This is a genomic window from Kitasatospora sp. Xyl93 (assembly GCF_055383135.1).
Genome location: NZ_AP029185.1, coordinates 1 through 19072, shown reverse-complemented (window position 1 = coordinate 19072; position 19072 = coordinate 1). Strand labels below are relative to the sequence as shown.

At 75.7% G+C, this 19072-nt stretch carries 11 protein-coding genes and 2 pseudogenes; 1 reads left to right on the top strand and 12 read right to left on the bottom strand.

Features of this window, described 5'->3' with window-relative positions:
* Positions 1-76 precede the first annotated feature (76 nt).
* On the bottom strand, positions 77-973 hold the full coding sequence (locus ACZ5GH_RS00065; protein WP_464332997.1) for a peptidoglycan DD-metalloendopeptidase family protein: 897 nt from the start codon (positions 971-973) through the stop codon (positions 77-79).
* A gap of 282 nt (positions 974-1255) precedes the next feature.
* On the opposite strand from ACZ5GH_RS00065, the gene ACZ5GH_RS00060 reads away from it, so the two are divergent.
* Positions 1256-3418: an AfsR/SARP family transcriptional regulator gene (locus ACZ5GH_RS00060; protein WP_464332996.1), complete on the top strand. Its 2163-nt coding sequence runs from the start codon at positions 1256-1258 to the stop codon at positions 3416-3418.
* A gap of 19 nt (positions 3419-3437) precedes the next feature.
* On the opposite strand, the gene ACZ5GH_RS00055 is transcribed toward ACZ5GH_RS00060, so the two are convergent.
* The 11 genes and pseudogenes from ACZ5GH_RS00055 to ACZ5GH_RS00005 form a co-directional block, all read right to left on the bottom strand.
* Positions 3438-4085: a sigma-70 family RNA polymerase sigma factor gene (locus ACZ5GH_RS00055; RefSeq protein ID WP_464332995.1), complete on the bottom strand. Its 648-nt coding sequence runs from the start codon at positions 4083-4085 to the stop codon at positions 3438-3440.
* Between the two features lie 339 nt (positions 4086-4424).
* Entirely contained in the window at positions 4425-5630 is a 1206-nt protein-coding gene (locus ACZ5GH_RS00050; protein ID WP_464332994.1) for an aminotransferase-like domain-containing protein, read from the bottom strand.
* 65 nt (positions 5631-5695) lie between these two features.
* Positions 5696-6754, bottom strand: a complete 1059-nt coding sequence (locus ACZ5GH_RS00045; protein ID WP_464332993.1) for an isocitrate/isopropylmalate family dehydrogenase — start codon at positions 6752-6754, stop codon at positions 5696-5698.
* Positions 6751-8757 carry an aconitase family protein gene (locus ACZ5GH_RS00040; protein ID WP_464332992.1) on the bottom strand — a complete coding sequence of 669 codons (2007 nt, stop codon included), beginning with the start codon at positions 8755-8757 and terminating at the stop codon, positions 6751-6753. The genes ACZ5GH_RS00045 and ACZ5GH_RS00040 overlap by 4 nt, the downstream gene beginning before the upstream one ends.
* Before the next feature lie 34 nt (positions 8758-8791).
* The gene (locus tag ACZ5GH_RS00035) at positions 8792-10054 is read right to left on the bottom strand and encodes a LeuA family protein (RefSeq protein WP_464332991.1); all 1263 of its coding nucleotides are present in this window, start codon (positions 10052-10054) and stop codon (positions 8792-8794) included.
* A pseudogene (locus ACZ5GH_RS00030) lies at positions 10047-11918 on the bottom strand (non-ribosomal peptide synthetase); the annotation flags it as partial. The gene ACZ5GH_RS00035 and the pseudogene ACZ5GH_RS00030, both read right to left, overlap by 8 nt.
* A 155-nt stretch (positions 11919-12073) precedes the next feature.
* Complete coding sequence (locus tag ACZ5GH_RS00025; protein WP_464336768.1) at positions 12074-12235, bottom strand: acyl-CoA dehydrogenase family protein; 162 nt, start codon at positions 12233-12235, stop codon at positions 12074-12076.
* A gap of 115 nt (positions 12236-12350) precedes the next feature.
* A pseudogene (locus ACZ5GH_RS00020) lies at positions 12351-13244 on the bottom strand (acyl-CoA dehydrogenase family protein); the annotation flags it as partial.
* Positions 13244-16450, bottom strand: coding sequence for a non-ribosomal peptide synthetase (locus ACZ5GH_RS00015; protein ID WP_464332990.1), 3207 nt, complete (start codon positions 16448-16450; stop codon positions 13244-13246). The pseudogene ACZ5GH_RS00020 and the gene ACZ5GH_RS00015, both read right to left, overlap by 1 nt.
* Before the next feature lie 75 nt (positions 16451-16525).
* Positions 16526-17002 carry a hypothetical protein gene (locus ACZ5GH_RS00010; RefSeq protein WP_464332989.1) on the bottom strand — a complete coding sequence of 159 codons (477 nt, stop codon included), beginning with the start codon at positions 17000-17002 and terminating at the stop codon, positions 16526-16528.
* A 965-nt stretch (positions 17003-17967) separates the two neighbouring features.
* Positions 17968-19072, bottom strand: a 1105-nt coding sequence (locus ACZ5GH_RS00005; protein WP_464332988.1) for an amino acid adenylation domain-containing protein, incomplete at its 5' end; no start/stop codon positions are given.

Genomic DNA, 19072 nt, shown 5'->3' with positions numbered 1-19072 from the left:
TAGCGAGCGGAACCAAACGTTCTCGTAACGATCGGTCACCACCGGTACGGAGGCGTCCTGCCGGCGGAGCGCCGGCTCAGCATTCGCCGCGCCAGCGGAAGGCGTCGACCGTCCGGCCGCCGTCCGGGAAGTTGCCCCGGCCCTCCGCCCAGCCGAAGTGCAGGCACTGGCCACCGCCCTCGCGGAACGACACCTGGACGTGGTCGTAGCCCGGCTGCTCCGTCCCGTTGTTGAAGTACGACCGGCGCAGCCCGCACGTGCTGGCGGGATCGTCGACGGCCGAGCGGCAGACCGTGCCGGTGCCGTCGGGGCCGGAGTAGAAGCAGACCTGGCCGGTCGGACAGTCCTGCCAGGCCGGGGCCGGGCCGCCGGTGCAGTTGCGGCTGGTGACGCTCGGCCAGTGCCGGTTCAGGCCGCTGTACTCCACGCCGTCGAAGCGCACCGGCACCCGGTCCTTCTCGTAGGTGAAGTCGCCCGTCGCCGCGTAGCGCTGCTCGTAGTGCAGGTGCGCCCAGTCGGTGCCGCCGGTGCTGCCGATCCGGCCGATCCGGGTCGAGGGCAGCACCGGATCGCCCTTCTTCACGAACGTGGCCGGGTCGTCCATCAGGTGGTAGTACGCGGTGAACCAGCCGTTGCCGTGGCTGATCTGGACGGTGTTGCCCGAGCCGTCGTCCCAGTAGGTGGCGGCCACCGTGCCCGCCGCGGAGGCCAGCACCGGCAGGCCGTCGGACCCGGTGTTGTGCTCCACCACGATGTCCAGCGCCGGGCTGTGCTCCTCGCCGTAGGTGTCCAGCTCCCAGGTCGTCCCGCACGGGAACGGCATCTGGAACAGCGGCGGCGCCGGCTGGGCGGCGGCCGTTCCGGCTCCCGTTCCGGCGGCGGTTCCCGTTCCGGCGGCGAACGCCGTGAGCACGAGTCCCAGGACGACGGCCAGTAGCCCGGACCGCCACCGGACGCGAACGCGGTTGCCCACGTCTTTCCCCCTCTTCCGGTCGGCGGCACTCGGTCGGGAGCCGCCACCGCCATCCTCGGGCCCGTCCGGCGGTCGTGGCACCTCGCAACAACGAGGGTTCGGCGGCCCGGGTCCCCGAGCGCGCTCCGCCGTTGGCCCGGGGCGGACGCCGGCGACGGGGGCGGCTTGACAGTGGGCACCGGGGGGTGAGACGGTCACGAATGAATAACCCCCCAGAATGGTTATGGAGGGGGCCGCTGCTCACCCCGGCGGGACGCGGAAGGACTGCGAGGTCAACCCGAGATGGACGCACCGGTTCGCTACTCGATCCTCGGCGCCGTGCGGGCCACCCGCGGCACCACGGAACTGGAACTGGGGCCTCCCAAGCGCCTGGCGCTGCTCGCACTGCTGCTGCTCCGGGCGCCCGGGCCGATCACCCTGAGCGAGGCCGTGGACATCCTCTGGGACGACGATCCGCCGCCCAGCGCCGTCAACGTGGTGCACCGTCACATCGGCGCGCTGCGAAGGACCCTGGAGCCGGGCCTGCGCAGCCGCACCGAGGCGGAGCACCTGGTGCGGGCCGCGGACGGGTACCGGCTGCTGGTGGACACCTCCGCCTCGGACCTGCTCCGCTTCCGCGCCCTGCGCGCGCAGGCGCAGCAGGCCGTCCGGGCCGGCGCCGCCGAACGGGGCGCGCAGGACTTCGTGGCGGCACTGGGCCTGTGGCACGGGCCGACCATCGCCGCCGGCACGCCCGTGGCGCAGCACCCGCTGTTCACCGCGGCGGGGCACGAGTACGTCGCGACCGCCAAGGAGGCCGCCGACGTGGTCCTCGCCTCGGCGCCCGCGCTGACCGACGAGGTCCTGACGGCGCTGCGCCGGGCCGTCGACTGCCACCCCTTCGACGAGGCGCTGCACTCCCGGATCGTCGCCGCGCTGGCCGCGACCGGCCGTCAGGTCGAGGCGCTCCAGCAGTTCGAGAGCATCCGGCGCACCCTGGCCGACGAACTGGGGGTCGAGCCGGGGCCCGGTCTGCGTGCCGCCCGGCAGCAGGTGCTGCGCCGGCAGGCCGTACGGCCGGCGGACGGGCCGGAGCGGGCCGCCGGTCCGGTGGTGCGGCCCGCCCAACTGCCCCCGGTGCACCTGCCCTTCGCGGGCCGCCGTCCGGTCCTGGACCACTGCCTGGAGGCGCTCACCCCGGAGGGCGGACAGGCCCCGGCGCCCACCACCGTGGCCGTCTGCGGGATGGCCGGCGTGGGAAAGTCGACGCTGGCCCTGCACTGGGCGCACCTGGTCGCCGGGCGCTTCCCCGACGGGCAGATCCACGTCGACCTCCGGGGCCACCACAGCGCGCAGCCGCCGCTCACCCCCGCCGCCGCGATGACCGAGGTGCTCGGCGCGCTCGGCGCCCGCCCGGACCCGGCGCCCGCGAGCACGGCCGAACTGGGCGCGCGCTACCGCCGGACGCTGGCCGGCCGTCGGCTGCTGATCGTCCTGGACGACGCCAGGGACTGCGAGCAGGTGCGTCCGCTGCTGTCCGGCGCCCCGGGATCCCTGACGGTCGTGACCAGTCGCAGCCGACTGGAGGGGCTGGCCGTCACCGACGACGCCCGGCTGCTGGCGCTGGCTCCGATGACCGGGCCGGAGGGCCTGGAACTGCTCGAACACCGGTTGGGCGCGGACCGGGTCGCGGAGGCGCGGGCGGCGGCGGAGGAGATCGTCGGCCTGTGCGGCGGGCTCCCGCTGGCCCTGGCCGTGGTCGCCGCCCGCGCCCTGACGCGCCCGGACTTCCCGCTCGGCGCGCTCGCCCAGGAGCTCCGCGACAACCGGGACAGCCTGGTGGCCTTCTCCAGCCACGACGCCCGCACCGACCTCCGCAGCGTCTTCTCCCGCAGCTACGACACGCTGAGCAGTGGCGCGGCGGCCCTGTTCCGGCTGCTCAGCCTGTATCCGGGGCCGGACTTCTCGCTGCCCGTCGTCACCAGTCTGACCGGTACTCATCCGTGGTCGGCCCGGGTGCACCTGGCCGAACTCGTGGACCGCAGCATGGCGGTGGAACGGGTTCCCGGCCGGTACGCCTGCCACGGGCTGCTGCGCGGTCGCGCGGCGGAACTGGCCCACTGCGTGGACGGGGACGACGCCCTGGCCGAGGCCCGGGCCCGGCTGTCCGAGTACTACCTGCACAGCGCGGCCGCCGCGGCCGCCCTGCTCGTGCCGCAAGGCGACGGTGACCGCGGCAGCGACCGCGACGGGGACGGCGGCAGTGGTGTGCCGCTGCCGCCCCCGCGGGCCGGGGTCCGCCCCCAGCGGTTCGACGACCGGACGGGCGCCGCCCGGTGGATCGCGGCCGAGCGGCCCGCCCTGGCGGCGCTCCTGCGGGAGGCGGGCGGGGGCCCCGGAGCGGCCGCCCTGCGCCGACGCCTCACCACCGCGCTGGAGTCGGGCGCCCGGTTCGCGGCGCCCTGACCCTCCGGCGGGCGTCGGTTCAGGCGGCCCTGGGCCCGGCCACGGCCCGTAACTTGCGCAACGCGTGGTGCTGACGGGACTTCACCGTCCCGAGCGGTACCCCGAGGATGCCGGCGGTCTCCTGGATGGTGCGGTCGCACAGGTAGATGTGGACCAGGACGGCGCGGTGCTCCGGCGACAGCCGCCGCAGCAACAGCCGGGCCAGCAGCACGTCGTGCACCGACTCGGTGCCGTCGCGCACCGCGTCGGCGGCCTCGCGCCGTACGGACGGCTCCTCGTGCGAGCAGCCCACCACCTCCCGACGGGCGTGCGGCCGGCGGACCGAGTCGATCACCAGGTGCCGGGTGACGGTGAAGAGCCACCCGCGCACCGAACCCTCCAGGCCGACGAGGCGGTCGATGTTCCGCCAGGCGCGCACGGCGGTCTCCTGGACGATGTCCTCGGCGAGCCCGTGGTCCCCGGTCATCCGCTCCGCGTAGGCCAGGAGGGCGTCCCGGTGCTCTCTCATGATCACGCCGAGGAGGTCCGACCGGGTCGCGGTCGCGCCGCGGGTGGTGGCGGTGGCGGCCGTGGTGGTCGTGACGGTCGTGGTGGTCGCGCGGCGCAGGCGGGCCGTGCCGCGCACGGTGGCCTCGCCGGTCATGGTGGCCGTCGGTCGGTGAGTCATTCCGGTCCCCTGTCACATGGTGGGCGGGCGGGTGCCGGGATGCGTCCTCCGGCACCGCGTGTTCCGCACACTAGGAGCCCCCCTGTGTCCGAACAGTGACGTTTCCCTGCCGCCCGGGTGCCGGTGCGTCAGTCGGCACGACGGCCCTCCGTCAGCGCGCGTCACACGCCGCGCGTCACACGCCGCGCGCGTCGGACACCGAACCCCCGGCCCCCCGCCGCGACTCGGGCGGTGGGGGAGCGGGGGTTCGGTGGTCCGGTGGCTCCGGCGCCCGGGCGGGGCGCGGTCAGGGAACGGGGACGGGACGGGACAGGACGGGGACGGGGACGGGGACGCGGCTCAGCCCGTGCCGGCGAGCACGTCGGCGAGCCGGCCGACGCCCTCCTCGATCACCTCTGGGCGGTGGGCGGCGAAGGACAGCCGCATCGTCCCCGGGTCCGCGGGACCGGCGTGGAAGGGTGCGCCCGGCAGGTAGGCGACCCCCTTGGCGACGGCGTCGCGCAGCAGCGCACCGGTGTCGTGACCGGTCGGCAGCCGGGCCCAGACGAACATCCCGCCGTCCGGCCGGCTCCAGGTGCTGCCCGCGGGCAGCACCCGCGGGAGTGCGGCCAGCAGCGTCGCACAGCGCTCCCGGTACGCCGCGCGGACCGACACCAGGTGCGCGTCCAGGTCGTGGTCCGCCAGGTACCGCGCGGCGGCGGCCTGGTCGACGGTCGAGGAGTGCAGGTCGAGCGCCTGCTTCGCCAACAGGCAGGCGCGGCGCAGCGTCCCCGGTGCGCGGAGCCAGCCCAGCCGCAGGCCCGGTGCGATCGTCTTGGACAGGCTGCCCAGCAGAGCGGTCCGGTCCGCCGCCTCCGGCTGCGCGGCGATCCACGGCACCGGGGCGCCGCGGAAGCGCAGTTCGCCGTACGGGTCGTCCTCCACGATCCGGAACCCGTGCTCCGCCGCGAGGCGTGCCACCTCCCTCCGGCGGCCTCCCGCCATGGTCTGCCCCGTCGGGTTCCGGAAGGTGGGGACGAGGTAGAGCAGCTTGGGCCGCGCGGTGGCCACCACCCGCTCCAGCGCCTCGACGACGATCCCCCCGTCGTCCGAGGGGACGGGCACCACCTTCGCGCCCGTGTAGGCGAAGCACTGCAGGGCCGCGAGGTAGGTGGGGTCCTCCACGGCCACCACGTCCCCGGGGCGCAGCAGCGTGGTGGCCAGCAGGGCCAGGGCCTGCTGCGCCCCGGTGGTGATCAGCAGGTCGTCCGGGCGGGTCGGCAGGCCCTGCCGGGAGAGCCGGGCCGCGATCGCCGCGCGCAGCCCGGGGTCGCCGTCCGAGCCGGCGTACTGCAGGGCCCGGCCCGGGGACTCGCTCAGCACCCGGTCGTAGGCGGCGCGCAGGTTGTCGGCGTCGATCAGTTCCGTGGCGGGGAGTCCGCCGGCGAAGGAGATCACGTCGGGCCTGCCGGTGAGGGCGAGGGCCTCGTGGATGGCCGATCCGCCGGCCAGGACGGGCGGCTCCACCAGGGCGGGCGGCGGCACGCGGGCCGAGGGGGGTGTCATGACTCTCCGATCGTCGTACGGTCGTTCCGTCATCCGGTTGTTCAGTCGTTCAGTCGTTCCGTCGTTCAGTCGGTGCCCGGGCCGGCGACCGCGGGCGGTGCGGCCGGCAGGCGCCGTTCGAGCAGCGCCGTCACCTCGGCCATGAACTGCCGGGTGGTTCCGCCGCCGCCGAGGTCGGGCGTCGCCGCCGGTCCGGCGGCGGCCTCCACCAGGCAGGAGCGGAACACCTCGGCCGCGGCCCGGTGGCCGGCGTGCTCCAGCAGCAGGACCAGGGACATCGCCGCGCCGTACGGGTTGGCCGTCCCCGTCCCGGCGATGTCGGGGGCGCTGCCGTGGACGGGTTCGAACAGGGCGAACCCGGTGTCCGGGCAGATGCTGGCGCTCGGCGCGAGGCCGAGCCCGCCGGCCAGGGCGGCGCCGATGTCGCTGATGACGTCCCCGAAGAGGTTGGGAGCGAGCACCCCCTCGTACCGGCTCGGGTCGCGCACCAGGTGGTAGCAGAACGAGTCCGCGTACTCCTCGGAGCCGGCCAGGCCGGGGAAGGCGCGGAGCTCCCGGCGGAAGACGTCCTGCCACAGGCGCCCGGTGTTCGGCACCGCGTTGGACTTGTGCACCAGGGTGGCCCGGCGCCGTCCCGCGGCGTGCAGCCGGGCCAGGCAGTAGCGGACGAACGACTCGACGGTCTCCCGGGTGTAGACGCACTCGTCGATCGCCACCGTGACGGCCCCCGAGCGGGCGACCGACCCGCCGACGCCCGCGTAGAGCCCCTGGGTGTTCTCGCGGTAGAGGTCGACGACCCCGTGCTCCAGCACGATGGGCCGGTGGTTGACGCAGAGGTCGAGGCCCCGGCGCAGCCCGAGCAGGATGTCCCGGCCGTGGGCCATGTCGGGGATGCGCGGGTCGCCGAGCGCCCCCAGGTAGACGGCGCCGTAGTCCCGGGAGAGGCGGTCGAGCGCCCCGGGCGGCAGGCCGACGCCGGTGGCCAGCCAGCGGTCCGCGCCCCAGTCGAGGACGTCGTAGGTGAGGCCGAGGCCGAACGCCTCGCTGACCGCCGTCAGGGCGGGCAGGGTCGCCGGGACGACCTCCTTGCCGATCCCGTCGCCGGGCACCACCGCGATCCTCATGACCGCGGCTCCGGGCCGAGCTGCGCCCCGACGGAGTCGCCGAACAGGGCCTCGACGGAGCTGAGGCGTCCGGCGATCGCCGTGGCGGCCACCACGTACGGCGACGCGAGGTAGACCCGGCCCGGCCCGGAACGCCCGGGGAAGTTGCGGTTCTGGGCGCTGACGGTGACCTGGTCCGCCCGCTCGGAGACGCCGGGGCCGGCGTTGATGCACGCCCCGCAGGACGGTGGCAGCACCTGCACCCCGACGGCCGCGAACAGGTCGGTGTACCCGCGGTCGACGGCGTACCTCATCACCGACTCGCTGCCGACCTGGATGTACGCCTCCACCCCCGGCGGCACCGTCAGTCCCCGGTCCCGGGCCAGCGCGAACACCTGGGCGTACATGTCCATGTCGTACGCCTTGCCGCCGGTGCACGAGCCGCCGTACACCTTGTCCACCGGGACGGGCTCGCGCACCGAGCCGAGCGGGACGGCGTTGCGCGGGTCCCCGGGCAGCGCCACCATCGGCTCGATACCCGCCAGCTCGACGGCCACCACCGCGCTGTAGCGGGCCCCCTCGTCGGAGGCGAGGAGCGGCCCGTCGAGGACCGGCCCGCCGGGGACCTCCCCGTCGGTGACCGGCGCCCCCGGGCGCCCGGCCAGGAACTCGCGCGTCACCTCGTCCGGTTCGAACAGCGCGGTCATCGCGCCGGCCTCCACGGCCATGTTGCACAGCGTGGCGCGCTCGTCGGTGTTCAGCCCGGCGCATCCCGGACCGGTGAACAGCAGGACCCTGCCCAGCGTCCGGCTGCCCTCGACCATCGGGTGCGCCAGCAGGCCCAGCATGAGGTCCTTGGCGCACACGCCCTCCGGCAGCCGCCCGGTGAGCTCGATCCGCAGGACCTCCGGCACCTTCACCAGGGTCTCCCGGCTGTACCAGGCGCTCGCGATGTCGGTCGCGCCGACGCCGAACGCGAGGGCTCCGACCGCGCCCGCGGTGCAGGTGTGGCTGTCCGTGCCGATGATCACGTCCCCGGGCCGGGCGACGTGCTCCACGATGTGGTTGTGGCAGATCGCCCGGCTGCCCCCGCCGGTGGCGGCGGGGCCGACGAAGTGGCCGCCGGCGGCCGTGGCGAACTCCAGCTGCCGGCGACCGAGGTCGTGGATCCGGCCGACCAGGTCCGCTCCGCCCGGCCGGCGGGCCACCACCTGGTCCGCGAGCGACAGGTGGTCCTGGAAGAAGTAGCAGGAGTCCGGGTCGGCGAGCGGGGCGTCCGCCCCGAACTCCCGGGTGAACATGCCGGCGGCCATCGGCGTCACGTACTCGTGGGAGAACCTGACGTCCGTCCGCACGAAGTACGACTCGCCGGCTCGGACGGTGCCGCCGGCCGGCGCCGGGTTCCGGGGCGCGAGGCGGCTCTGGAGGATCTTCTCGACGATGTTCAGCGGCCGGCTCCCGGCGAACGCGGGCAGCGGCCCGGTGCCGTGCCCGTCCGCCGTCCGGCGGTGGAAGCCGAACAGCCCGCCGAGGTCGATGACGGCGCGCTCGACGTCGTTGGCGCTCCCGGTGAAGGCCGCCAGCGGCAGTTCCTCCCCGGCCAGCAGGGCGGCGAGGAGGTCGAAGTCCTCGCAGGTGACGATGCCGACGTTGCGGCAGTTCTGCTGGTAGATCCGTTCGAAGGAGCGGGCGAAGACCAGCTCCGTCCCGGCGTACTTCTCCGCGTACACCGCGTGCTCCCGGGAGGATCCGCAGCCCTTGGCCTCCCCGCTGACGATGATCTGCGGGGCGAAGGCCTTCACCGCGCCCTCGCCGAACCGCCGGTCCCGCAGGCCCAGGTACGCGAAGTCGCCGAGCCGTTCGTCGTACCAGAAGCAGCACCAGCCGGGGATGATCTCGTCGGTCGAGACGTTGTTGCGCAGCGGCTCGCGCAGGAGCCGCTGCGGCGTCGGTCCGCCCTCGCCGGCCAGCTGCCCGGCGACCAGTTCCGGGTCCTCGGTGAGGACCAGCACGTTCCCGTGCAACGCGATCGTGCGGGGGGACGCGGTCGGCGTCCCGTCAGTGGCCCGTCGCAATGACCCGTCCTATCTCTTCGTCGGTGAGCGGGGTGCGGCGCGTCTTGGCCAGCTCCAGCACCCTCTTGACCACGTCGGAGTCCTCCGCCGGGTAACCGTGCGTGGTCAGCCAGTACTTGACGCTGCTCGCGCCGGAGGCCGCGTCCACCAGCACCTCCTGCTCCCGGCCGAGCAGCCGGGCCGGGACGCCCGCGTAGACGCCGTCCTTCAGCGCCTCGTCGCCCTTGCGGTGGGCCTTGAGGATCGCGGAGGCGTGCACCCCGGCGCTGGTCTTGAAGACGTCGCGGCCCATGCCCGGGTAGTTCCGCGGGATCTCGACGCCGAGCAGTGGGGCCGCGTGCTCGACGTACCCGCGCAGCGCCCTCAGGTCGTACGGGTGCCCGTCGTCCAGGCGGTGGTTGACGATGATCTGGTCGAGCGACGCGTTGCCGGCCCGCTCGCCGACGCCGAGGACGGTGCCGTGCACCCGGGCACAGCCGAGGGACAGCGCGACGAGCGAGTTCACCAGGGCCAGGCCCCGGTCGTTGTGCCCGTGCCATTCGAGGTCCACGGTGTGGCCGCGCTGGGCGAAGTAGCGCCGGGTCCAGCGGATCAGGGCCGCCGTGCCCCGGGGGACGGCGGCTCCCACCGTGTCGCACAGCGTCAGCCGCCGCACGCCGGTCTCCACGGCGACGTCGTACACGCCGGCGAGCACCTGCGGGGTGCAGCGGACGGTGTCCTCCAGGACGAGGACGAACTCCGCCCCGCCGCGGGCGCATTCGGCGGCCGCCGTGCGGATCGCGCGCTCGATCAGCCCGGGGTCCCAGTCCTCCACGTACTGCCGGATGGGGCTGACGCCGATGAAGGCGTACGCCTCGACGCCGATCCCGGCCCGCTGGCCCACCTCGCAGATCGCGCCGATGTCCGCCGGGTGGGTGCGCCCCGCGAAGCCGGGGACCAGGTCGAGGCCGGCGGTGGCGATGTGCCGGGCCAGGGCCGTGCACTCCTCGGCCGCCGCCGGGTCCGAGCCGGGGAACCCGAGGTCCGCGCACCGGATGCCGGAGCGGACCATGTGCTCCAGGAAGCCGAGCTTCTGCTCCGGCGTCGGGTTGCGGACGTGCGGTGCCTGGAGGCCGTCCCGGAGGGTCTCGTCGAAGACGAGGCCCGTACCGCTGCCGCCGTGCTCCTCGTGCCCGTCGTGCTCCGCCCCGTGTTCCGTACTCGCGTCGTTCCAGCTGTACCAGACGTCCTGCCTGGTCTCACTCACGGTCTTCCCCTTCCTGACGGGTGGTCGCGGTCAGGACCGGTCGGCGGTCCCGGTCGGCGGTCCCGGCGTCGGACGCGGCGTCGGACACGGCGGCGTCGAGCATCGCGGCGACCGCGGCGAGGTCCGGCTGGCGCATGACCCGCGCCGCCCGGAGCCGGACCCCGGTGTCCCGCTCCAGGGCCGCGAGCAGCCGGGCGATGTCGATCGAGGTTCCGCCGGCCCGGATGAAGTTGTCGTGCGGCATCAGCGCCGGATTGCCCAGCAGGGCGCGGCAGTGCTCCAGCACCCGCCGCCGGGTGGCCGACGCCCGGTCGTCCGGGAGCTGCTCCGCCGCCTCGGCGGCTTCCGCCTCGACCGCGCAGCGCCGCTCGTCCTCGGCCAGCAGCGTCGCCCGGTCGACCTTCCCGTTGGCGTCGTACGGGAGTTCGTCCAGCAGCCGGACCCGGGAGGGCACGGCCTGCGCGGGCAGCCACTCCGCGGCCAGCGCCAGCAGCTCCGCCTCGTCCGGACGGGCGCCGGGCGCGGGCAGGACGAAGGCCAGCAGCCGTCCGCCGCCGGGCGAGGCGACGGCGGCCCGGCTCACCCGCGCGTCGCGCTCCAGGGCACCCTCGACCTCGGCCGGCTCGATCCGGACGCCGCTGATCTTGAGCTGGTCGTCCACCCGGCCGAGGAACTCCAGGACGCCGTCCGCGCGCATCACCGCCCGGTCGCCGGTCCGGTACGCCCGGCCGCCGCCGGCTTCCTCCGGTGCGGCCGGGAAGCGCCGGCCGGTGAGCTCCCGGTCGAGGTAGCCCAGGGCGAGGGTCGGTCCCGCGATCCACAACTCGCCCGGTGTGCCGCGGCCGAGGACCGTCCCGTCCGCGTCGGTGACGAAGGCGCGGGCCCCGCCCAGCGGGCGGCCGATCGGCGGCGGACCGGACCGGTCGTCCGCCGGCTCCCCGTCGAGCGGGTGGAAGGTCGCCGCGATGGTGGTCTCGGACGGGCCGTAGACGTTGTCGGCCCTGGCGGTCACGTCGGGCCCCGGCCAGCGCCGGAGCCGGTCGCCGCCGATGCACAGGTAGCGCAGCGGCAGTCCCGGCGGCCAGGGCCGGTCGAGCACGGTCTCCGCGAGCGGGGTGGGCAGCAGCGCGGCGGTGAGCCGGGACCGCTGCCACCAGTCGGTGAGCGCGGCCGGGTCGCTGCGCGCCTCCTCGGGGGCCACCACCAGGGTGGCGCCCGAGGCCAGCCCGCCCCACAACTCCAGGAAGTGCGCGTCGAAGGCGGTGCTCATGAAGAGGCCCTGCCGCTCGCCGGGCCGCAGCCCGGACCGGCCGCGGTACCAGCCGACGGCCCGGGCGAGGGACCGGGCGCCGACCAGCACGACCTTCGGCGCCCCGGTCGATCCGGAGGTCAGCACGGCGTACCGGGCGCCCGGAGGGAGGTCCGCGGGGCCGGTGCCGGACGGGAGGTCCGCGGGGCCGGTGGCGGGCTCCGGGCCCGGCCCGGGCACGGGCACCCGTACGTCCAGCCGTCGCGTGGCGCCGTCCCCGCCGGGCCCGGACACCTCGACCGAACGGCGGTCCGCCGGCAGCCCGTCCCCCGGGTCGCCCAGCAGGCAGCCGAGGCGCAGGCTCCCGGCGAGCGCGGTCAGCCGCCCCGGGGCGGGCCGCGGGCCGAGCAGGACCTGGACCGCGCCCAGCCGGGCGAGCGCGACCGTGGCGGCCACCAGCAGCGCGGAGCGTTCCAGGCACATGCCCACCACGTCGCCGGGGCGCACCCGCTGCCGCAGGGCGTCGGCCAGCTCGGTGGCCGCGGCGCCGATCTGCGCGTAGGACCACCGGGTGCCGTGCTCGTCCACGGCCACGGTGTCCGGGGCGAGCCGCGCCCAGGCGTCGAAGGCGGCGAGCACGGGGTCGGCCGCGTCGGGGAGCGCCGGCCCGGCGGCGGCCGGGTCGCTGGTGACGATGCTGAGGTCGGCGGTCGCCCGCCGGGGCGTCGCCGGTGTGCGGTGGTTCACGGTTCCTCCGGTCTCGGGGGCGTTCATCCCAGCCCCATGGAGCGAGCGATGATCACCTTCTGGACCTCGGAGGTCCCTTCGATGATCGTCATCATGCGGATGTGGCGGTACAGGTACTCCAGGGGGTGGCCGCGCACGTAGCCGGTGGCTCCGTGCACCTGCAGGGCCCGGTCGACGACGTCCACGGCGACCTCGGTGGCGACCAGCTTGGCGAGGGCGGCGTTCTCCCCCGCTCTCCAGTCCCTCGTCGACCAGTTCGGCGCAGGCCAGGGTGAGCAGCTTGGCGGTCTCCACGCCTGCCCGGGCGGTGACGAGGTGCTCCTGCACGTGCTGGTAGCCGCCGATGACCTGGCCGAACGCCCGCCGTTCCCGGGCGAATCCGACGGCCTCGCGCAGCGCGAACTCCGCGATGCCGTTGCACTGGGCGGCGACCAGCAGCCGCCCGTAGGCGAGGCTGTCCATGGCGTACTCCACCGCCGAGCCGATGCCCTCCGACTCGCCGACCACCGCGGCCATCGGCAGCCGCGCCTCGTCGAGGACCAGCTCGAACAGCGGTTCCCCGGCCATGCCGGCGTACTGCTGGCCGCGCCGCAGCCCCGGGTGGTCGAGCGGCATGACGAACGCGGTGGCGCCGCCGTGCCCGGTGGGACCGTCCGTCACGTCGGCGACGACGATGGCGTAGTCGGCGTGTCCGGCGTTGCTGACGAAGGTCTTGCGCCCGTTCAGCACCCAGTCGTCGCCGTCCCACCGGGCCTTGGTCGACATCGCGAACGCGTCGGAGCCGGAGCCGGGCTCGGTCATCGCGAGGCAGCGCAGCTTCTCCCCGCGCACCATCGGGACGAGGTACTCCTCGATCTGCCGGGCGGTGCCGTGCGTCAGCAGCCAGCTGGGGCCGTCCGGCCCGGCCAGGGCGTACGGGGCGAGCGGGCAGCCGCTCGCCCCGGCGGCGTGGTGGAGCTGCACCAGGGCGGTGACCGGCATCCCGGCGCCGCCCATGGACTCGGGGTACTCGGCGCCGTAGAAGCCCAGGGTGGCGGACCGCCTGCGGACGTAGTCGCGCAGGTCCCGGGGCGGGCCGTCCACGGGTTCGGGGATCTCGGCGGCCAGCGGCACCAGTTCGCGCCGCACGAAGGACTCGAAGCTGGCGGTGATCTCGTGGTGCCTGCGTTCCAGCACGGAGGAGGGCTGCGGCATCACGCGGCCACCTCCAGGGCCCGGGCCTGGTCCGCGAGGACCGGGTTGCGGAAGACCGTGCGCAGCGGCGGCCGATGGCCCAGCCTGGGTTCCAGCCAGGCGACGAGCTGGGCGGCGAGCAGGGAGTGCCCGCCGACCTGGAAGAAGTGCGAGTCGGCGGTGAACCGGTCGTGGCCGAGGACCGCGCGCCACCCCTCGGCGAGCAGGGACTCGCCCGGACCCGTGAAGCCGGTGCCGTCCTGCGTGCCGGGGCCGGTGCCGGTGCCGGTGGCCTGGGCGGCGGGCCCGGCCGGCGCGGCCGTGGCCGCCAGCGCGGCCAGCCGGGCCCGGTCCGGCTTCCCGCCGGGCAGGGTGGGCAGGGAGGCCCGGGCGATCCACCGGGCGGGCAGGAACGGCGCCGGCAGCCGGCCGGCCAGGGCCCGGTGCAGGGCGCGCTCGTCGAGCGGGCCGTCCGTGGCCACGAAGCCGGTCAGGACGGGGCCGGCCACCGGGTCGTCGTGCAGGACGACGGCGCAGGAGCGGCCGCCCAGTTCGGCGGAGGCCGCCGCCTCGATCTCCTCCGGTTCGATCCGGTGCCCCCGCAGCTTCACCTGGTTGTCCCGGCGGCCCAGGAAGTGGATCCGCCCGGCCGGGTCGCGGTAGCCGCGGTCCCCGGTGCGGTAGACCCGTCGCCCGCCCAGGGCCGGCAGGGTGACGAAGCGCTCCGCGGTGGTCCGCTCGTCGTCGAGGTAGCCGGTCGCCAGGGTGCCTCCGGCGATGGCCAGTTCACCGACGGCGCCGTCCGGCAGGGGGTCGAGGCCGGTGTCCAGCACGAGGACCCGGGTGCCGTCGATCTCCGTGCCCAGCGGGGTGTCGCCGCCGCGGACCAGGTCGTCGGCGGTGACGGTGTGGGTCACCGAGGTGACGGTGGCCTCGGTGACGCCGTAGGCGTTGAGCAGCCTGGTGCCGGGGTGCGCCCAGTCGGCCAGCGCGTCGACGGGCAGCCGTTCGCCGCCGACCACCACGGTCGTCGGCTGCCACCTGCCGTCGCGCCGTGCCGCGGCCAACTCGCCCCGGACGGACAGGAAGTAGCTGGCCGGCAGGTTGGCGACGGTCACCCGCCGGCCGGCGAGCACCGCGACCAGCTCGTCGGCGGTGGGCACCTCGCGCTGCGGGAGGACGAGCGCCGCGCCGGCAGCGAGGGTGACGAGCACGTCCTCCAGGTTCTGGTCGAAGGAGGGCCTGGCGAACACCAGCACCCGGTCCGCGGCCGTGAGGGCGAGCCGCTCGCCCATGCCGGCCAGGTAGGTGTCCAGCGCGCGGCGGGGGACCGCCACCGGCTTCGGGGTGCCGGTCGAGCCGGAGGTGTGGATGACGTAGGCCGCGTCCTCGACGGACCGGCCGGGAGCGGCGGCCGGGAACTCGGCGGCGTCCAGCAGGCCCACCGGCGGGCCCTGGACGGGCAGGCCGAGGGCGCTGTCCGCGGTGGCCAGCACCAGGGCCGGCCGCAGCCGGTCGAGCAGCAGGGCCAGCCGGTCGCGCGGGTCGTCCGGCGACAGCGGCGCGTACACCGCTCCGGTGCGCAGGCAGGCCAGCAGCGCCACCACGCTCCCGGCGCCCCGGGGCAGCACGACCGCCACCGGGCGGCCCGCCGTGACGCCCGCGCGGGTCAACCGGTCGGCCAGGGCGGTCACCTCGCGGTCGAGGTCGGCGTACGTCCAGGTCAGTGCCCCGCTGACGAGCGCGGTGGCCGTGCCGTCCCGCCGGGACGGGTCCAGGGCGGCGACCCGGTCGTCCGAGGGGTCCGCGGACCCGACGGCGCGGGACCCGGCGGCGGCCGCGACGGCGGCCGCGGTGGAGTCGGCGGCCAGCGAGGCCAGCCGGGCGCCGGGGCGGGCCAGATAGCTCTCCAGCAGTTCCTCGAACCTGGCGGCGAGCAGCCGGATCGACTCCTCGGGGAACACGTCGGCGTCGTAGTCCCACACCGCCGTCATCCCGCTCCCCGGGCGGGAACCGTCCGCGCCGATGGTGCGTTCGTGGGGGATCAGGACCACGTCGAGGTCGAAGCTCCGGGTGGTCCCCGCGGTGAACGCCTCGTCGAGCGACACCTCCAGGCCCGGCACGTCGATCACCGGCAGGGGGGTGTCGTGGGCGTTGAACATGACGTTGAACATCGGGTTGCGGGCGCCGTCGGTGTGCAGGCCCAGCGCCTTGGTGAGCTCCTGCACCGGCACCTCCTGGTGGGGCAGGCCGCGCATCAGCACGTCGGTGACCTCGTCCACCGCCTCGTCGGCCGGGCCGGCCGGGTCCGGCCGCAGGCGCAGCGGGATGGTGTTCACGAACATGCCGACGCTCTCCTCCCAGCCCGGCCCGCGGTTGGCGGTGGCCGTGCCGACCACGAGGTCGTCCCGGCCGCTGTGCCGGCGCAGCAGTTCGGCGAACAGCGTGAGCAGCGTCGTGAACGCGGTGTGCCCGGAGGTCGCGCAGTGGTCGTGCAGCCGTTCCACGAGCCGCCGGTCGAGGGCCTGGCGCAGCTGGGCGCCGTGGTGGCGGCGCTCGGCCCCGGGCCGGCCGAGGCCGGGGAGGGCGATCTCGTGGGCGGCGCCGCGCAGTTCCTCCTGCCAGTACTGCAGGCTCTTCGCCAGGTCGGCGGTGCGGGCCGACTCCTGGAGGTGCTCCTGGTAGCCGCGCGGCCGCGGCAGCACGGGCTCCGTGCCGAGCAGCCGGCAGCGGTAGAGGGTGAACAGGTCGCGCAGCGCGATCACCCAGGACCGGCCGTCGTGCACGAGGTGGTGCTCGACGTGGACCAGCCGGTGGTGGTCCGGGCCCATCCGCACCAGGCACCAGCGCACCAGCGGCGCGGCGTACGTGTCCAGCGGCGTGTCGGCCTCCGAGCGGACCAGGGCGGCGAACTCGGCCTCCGGGTCCTCGGCCGCCGAGAGGTCGACCTCGCGGAAGCGGGGCACGCTGTTCGCGCTGACCCGCTGGCCCGGCAGACCGCCCTCCCGGTCGACGAGCTCCAGCCGGAGCCCGGGGTGCCGGCGCAGCACCTCCTCCCAACTGTCCAGCAGCGCCCGGACGTCCAGCTCGCCGCGCAGCTCGATGGCCGCGGTGGAGTTGTAGGCGCGGCTGCCGGGGAGCAGCTGCTCGTGCAGCCACACGATCTCCTGGGACGGGGAGAGCGCGTAGACGGGGCCTTCCGGTGGCGTGGTGCTCTGCTGTGCCATGGTGCCTTCCTTGTGGTCGTTCGGATCGAGCGGATCGTGCCGGCGGTGGGTCGGTCGGTGGTTTCGGTCGGCGGTTCAGGGCGCGGGTGCGCAGGGGTCGGGGGAACGGTCCAGGTGGGCGGCGAGGGTGCTGCGCAGCGCGTCGAAGCCGGAGTGCGCCGCCGCCCGATCGACGAGCCCGGGCTGCCACCCCAGCCGCACCAGCAGGTCGGTGGCGCCGCGCGTGACGGCCACCGCCAGGGGGGTCTGGAGGGCCAGGGCCTCCCGGTGGGTCTCCAGGCCCTCGACGCCGCCCAGTTCCAGCGGCGGGCGCCGGGTGGCGTCCTCCTGCGCCACCAGCGCGTCGAACAGCGCGTGCCGGGCGGGGCCGCGGAGCCGCGCGAGCCGCAGGACCTCGTCCAGCGGGGTGTCGGCGTGGTCGAGGTCGTCCCACCAGCGGTCGGTGAGGTCGTCCGGGTCCGCGCCGCAGGGGGCCACGCAGAGCACCGTGTTGAGGAAGCAGCCCAGGACGGGGGCGGCGCCCGGGGGCCGACCGCCCCACGGGTAGCCCACGCTCGGGGTCGCGCCGCCGGGGGCACCGGCCGCCCCGGCGACCCCCCGTGACCGCGGTGACCGCCGCGGCCGTCGCGCCGAGCACGGCGGGGAAGAGGGCGATGCCGGCCTCCTCGGCGGGCGCCGGCCTGCGGTGCCGGAGCAGCCCGGCGACGGCGTCCGCCCGCCCGGGGTCGGCGGCGGCCCGCCGGGCGGCGACGCCGGTGGGCACCAGCTCCGCCAGCCGGCCCGCCCAGTGGGCGAGCGAGCCCGGCCCGGAGGCGGCGCGTTCGACGGCGAGCTGCCGTTCCACCGCGTCCCGGTACGCCTCGGCGTCCGACGCGCCGGTGGCGGCCAGCACCTCCCGCGGATCGGTCCGCTCCCGGTAGGCGCGGCCGAGGCCCTCGGTGATCAGCCCCAGCGACTGTTCGTCGCAGGCGGCGTGGTCCACGACCACGGCCAGCGTCTCCAGCTCCGGTTCGGCCTCCGCGGCGGCCAGGAACAGCCGCAGCGGCGGGCCGTCGGGGCTCCAGTTGCGCAGGGCCCGCCGCAGCGCCCCGTCGGTGGTCTCGCCGGGCCCGGCCGTCACCCGGTGGACCGCACCCCGGGGCTCGGTGAGCCGCTGGACGGGCAGGTCGGCCGCGGTGTCGAACCGCGTGCGCAGCACCGGGTGCCGGGCCGCGAGCCGTGCGGCCGCCGAGCGCAGCAGGTCCGGGTCGACGGTGCCGCGCGGGAACCGGAAGTACAGCGGGACCAGCAGCGGCGGAACGTCGCGGGCGAGCCGGCGGATCGTCAGGAAGCGGCGCTGCGCCCCCGTGACGGGGAGGACGCCCGGGTGGTCGGCGACGGCCGAGCGGAACTGTTCGAGGTACGTGGCGGTGATGTTCTCGCCCATCGGTGGACTCCAGCGGTCGGTGGCGGCGGCGGTCGGCGGCGGTCGGGTGCGGCGAAGGGGCAGTGCGGCAGCCGTTCAGTGCGGCGGACGGTCAGTGCGGAGCGCCCACGGCCTGGTCGGGGTCGCGCAGGCGGGCGAGCAGTGCGGCCCGGTCGACCTTGCCGTTGGCGGTGACGGGCAGCGCGGCGGCGACGTGCCAGGAGGTCGGCACCATGTAGTGCGGCACGTGGCGGCGCAGTTCCCGGGCGAGCGCCTGCGGGAGGGGCCCGGCCGGCCCGGCCGTCCGCCCCGCCGGCACGACGAACCCGACGAGACGGGCGTCCGGGCCTTCGCCGGTCTTCTCGACCACGGCCGCGTCGAGCAGTCCGGTGGCCAGCAGGGCGCGTTCCACCTCCTCCGGCTCGATGCGGAAGCCGCGCAGTTTGACCTGACGGTCCCGGCGCCCGAGGAACTCCAGCGCCCCGTCGGCGCGCCGGCGCACCAGGTCCCCGCTGCGGTAGACCCGCTCACCGTCCGGCAGCAGCACGAACCTCTCCTCGGTGAGCCCGGGTTGGCCGAGGTAGCCGGTCGCGAGGCGGGGGCCGCCGATGCACAGCTCGCCGGGCTCGCCGGGCGGCACCGGTGCGAGGTCGGGGCCGAGCACCGCGACGGTGGTGTGCGGGAGCGGGAAGCCGATCGGTATCCGGTCGAGCCCGTCGAGGTTCCCGGCGTCGCAGCGGAAGGAACTGGTGAAGGTGGTGGCCTCGGTCGGGCCGTAGACGTGCAGCACCTGTCCGGGGGGACGGACGGCGCACAGGCCCCGGACCATCTCCGGGTCGACCGCCTCCCCGCCGAAGAGCAGGACGCGCAGCGGCGCGAAGGCGCCGGGTGCGGTGCGGTGCACCAGGTCGACCAGGGCGGTGGTGAGGAACATGACGTCGATCCGGTGCCTCGCCAGGTTGTCGGTCCACTCCTCCAACGGCACCTCGGCCACGGCGGGCAGGACGACCACCGTCGCTCCGGACGCCAGGGTGTTCCACACCTCGAAGGTGACGGGGTCGAAGGCGGGGCTGGCGACGTGGGCGACGCGGTCCCCGGGGCCGACGGGGCAGTAGCCGCCGCCGGCGATGAAGTGCGCGATGGCCGAGTGGCTCAGCACCACGCCCTTGGGCCGGCCGGTGGAGCCGGAGGTGTAGCCGATGAACGCGGCGTCGCCG

Coding starts and splice junctions, on each gene's coding strand:
- ACZ5GH_RS00060 (WP_464332996.1), top strand. CDS start 1,256: ATGGACGCACCGGTTCGCTACTCGATCCTCGGCGCCGTGCGGGCCACC.
- ACZ5GH_RS00055 (WP_464332995.1), bottom strand. CDS start 4,085: ATGACTCACCGACCGACGGCCACCATGACCGGCGAGGCCACCGTGCGC.
- ACZ5GH_RS00050 (WP_464332994.1), bottom strand. CDS start 5,630: ATGACACCCCCCTCGGCCCGCGTGCCGCCGCCCGCCCTGGTGGAGCCG.
- ACZ5GH_RS00045 (WP_464332993.1), bottom strand. CDS start 6,754: ATGAGGATCGCGGTGGTGCCCGGCGACGGGATCGGCAAGGAGGTCGTC.
- ACZ5GH_RS00015 (WP_464332990.1), bottom strand. CDS start 16,450: ATGGCACAGCAGAGCACCACGCCACCGGAAGGCCCCGTCTACGCGCTC.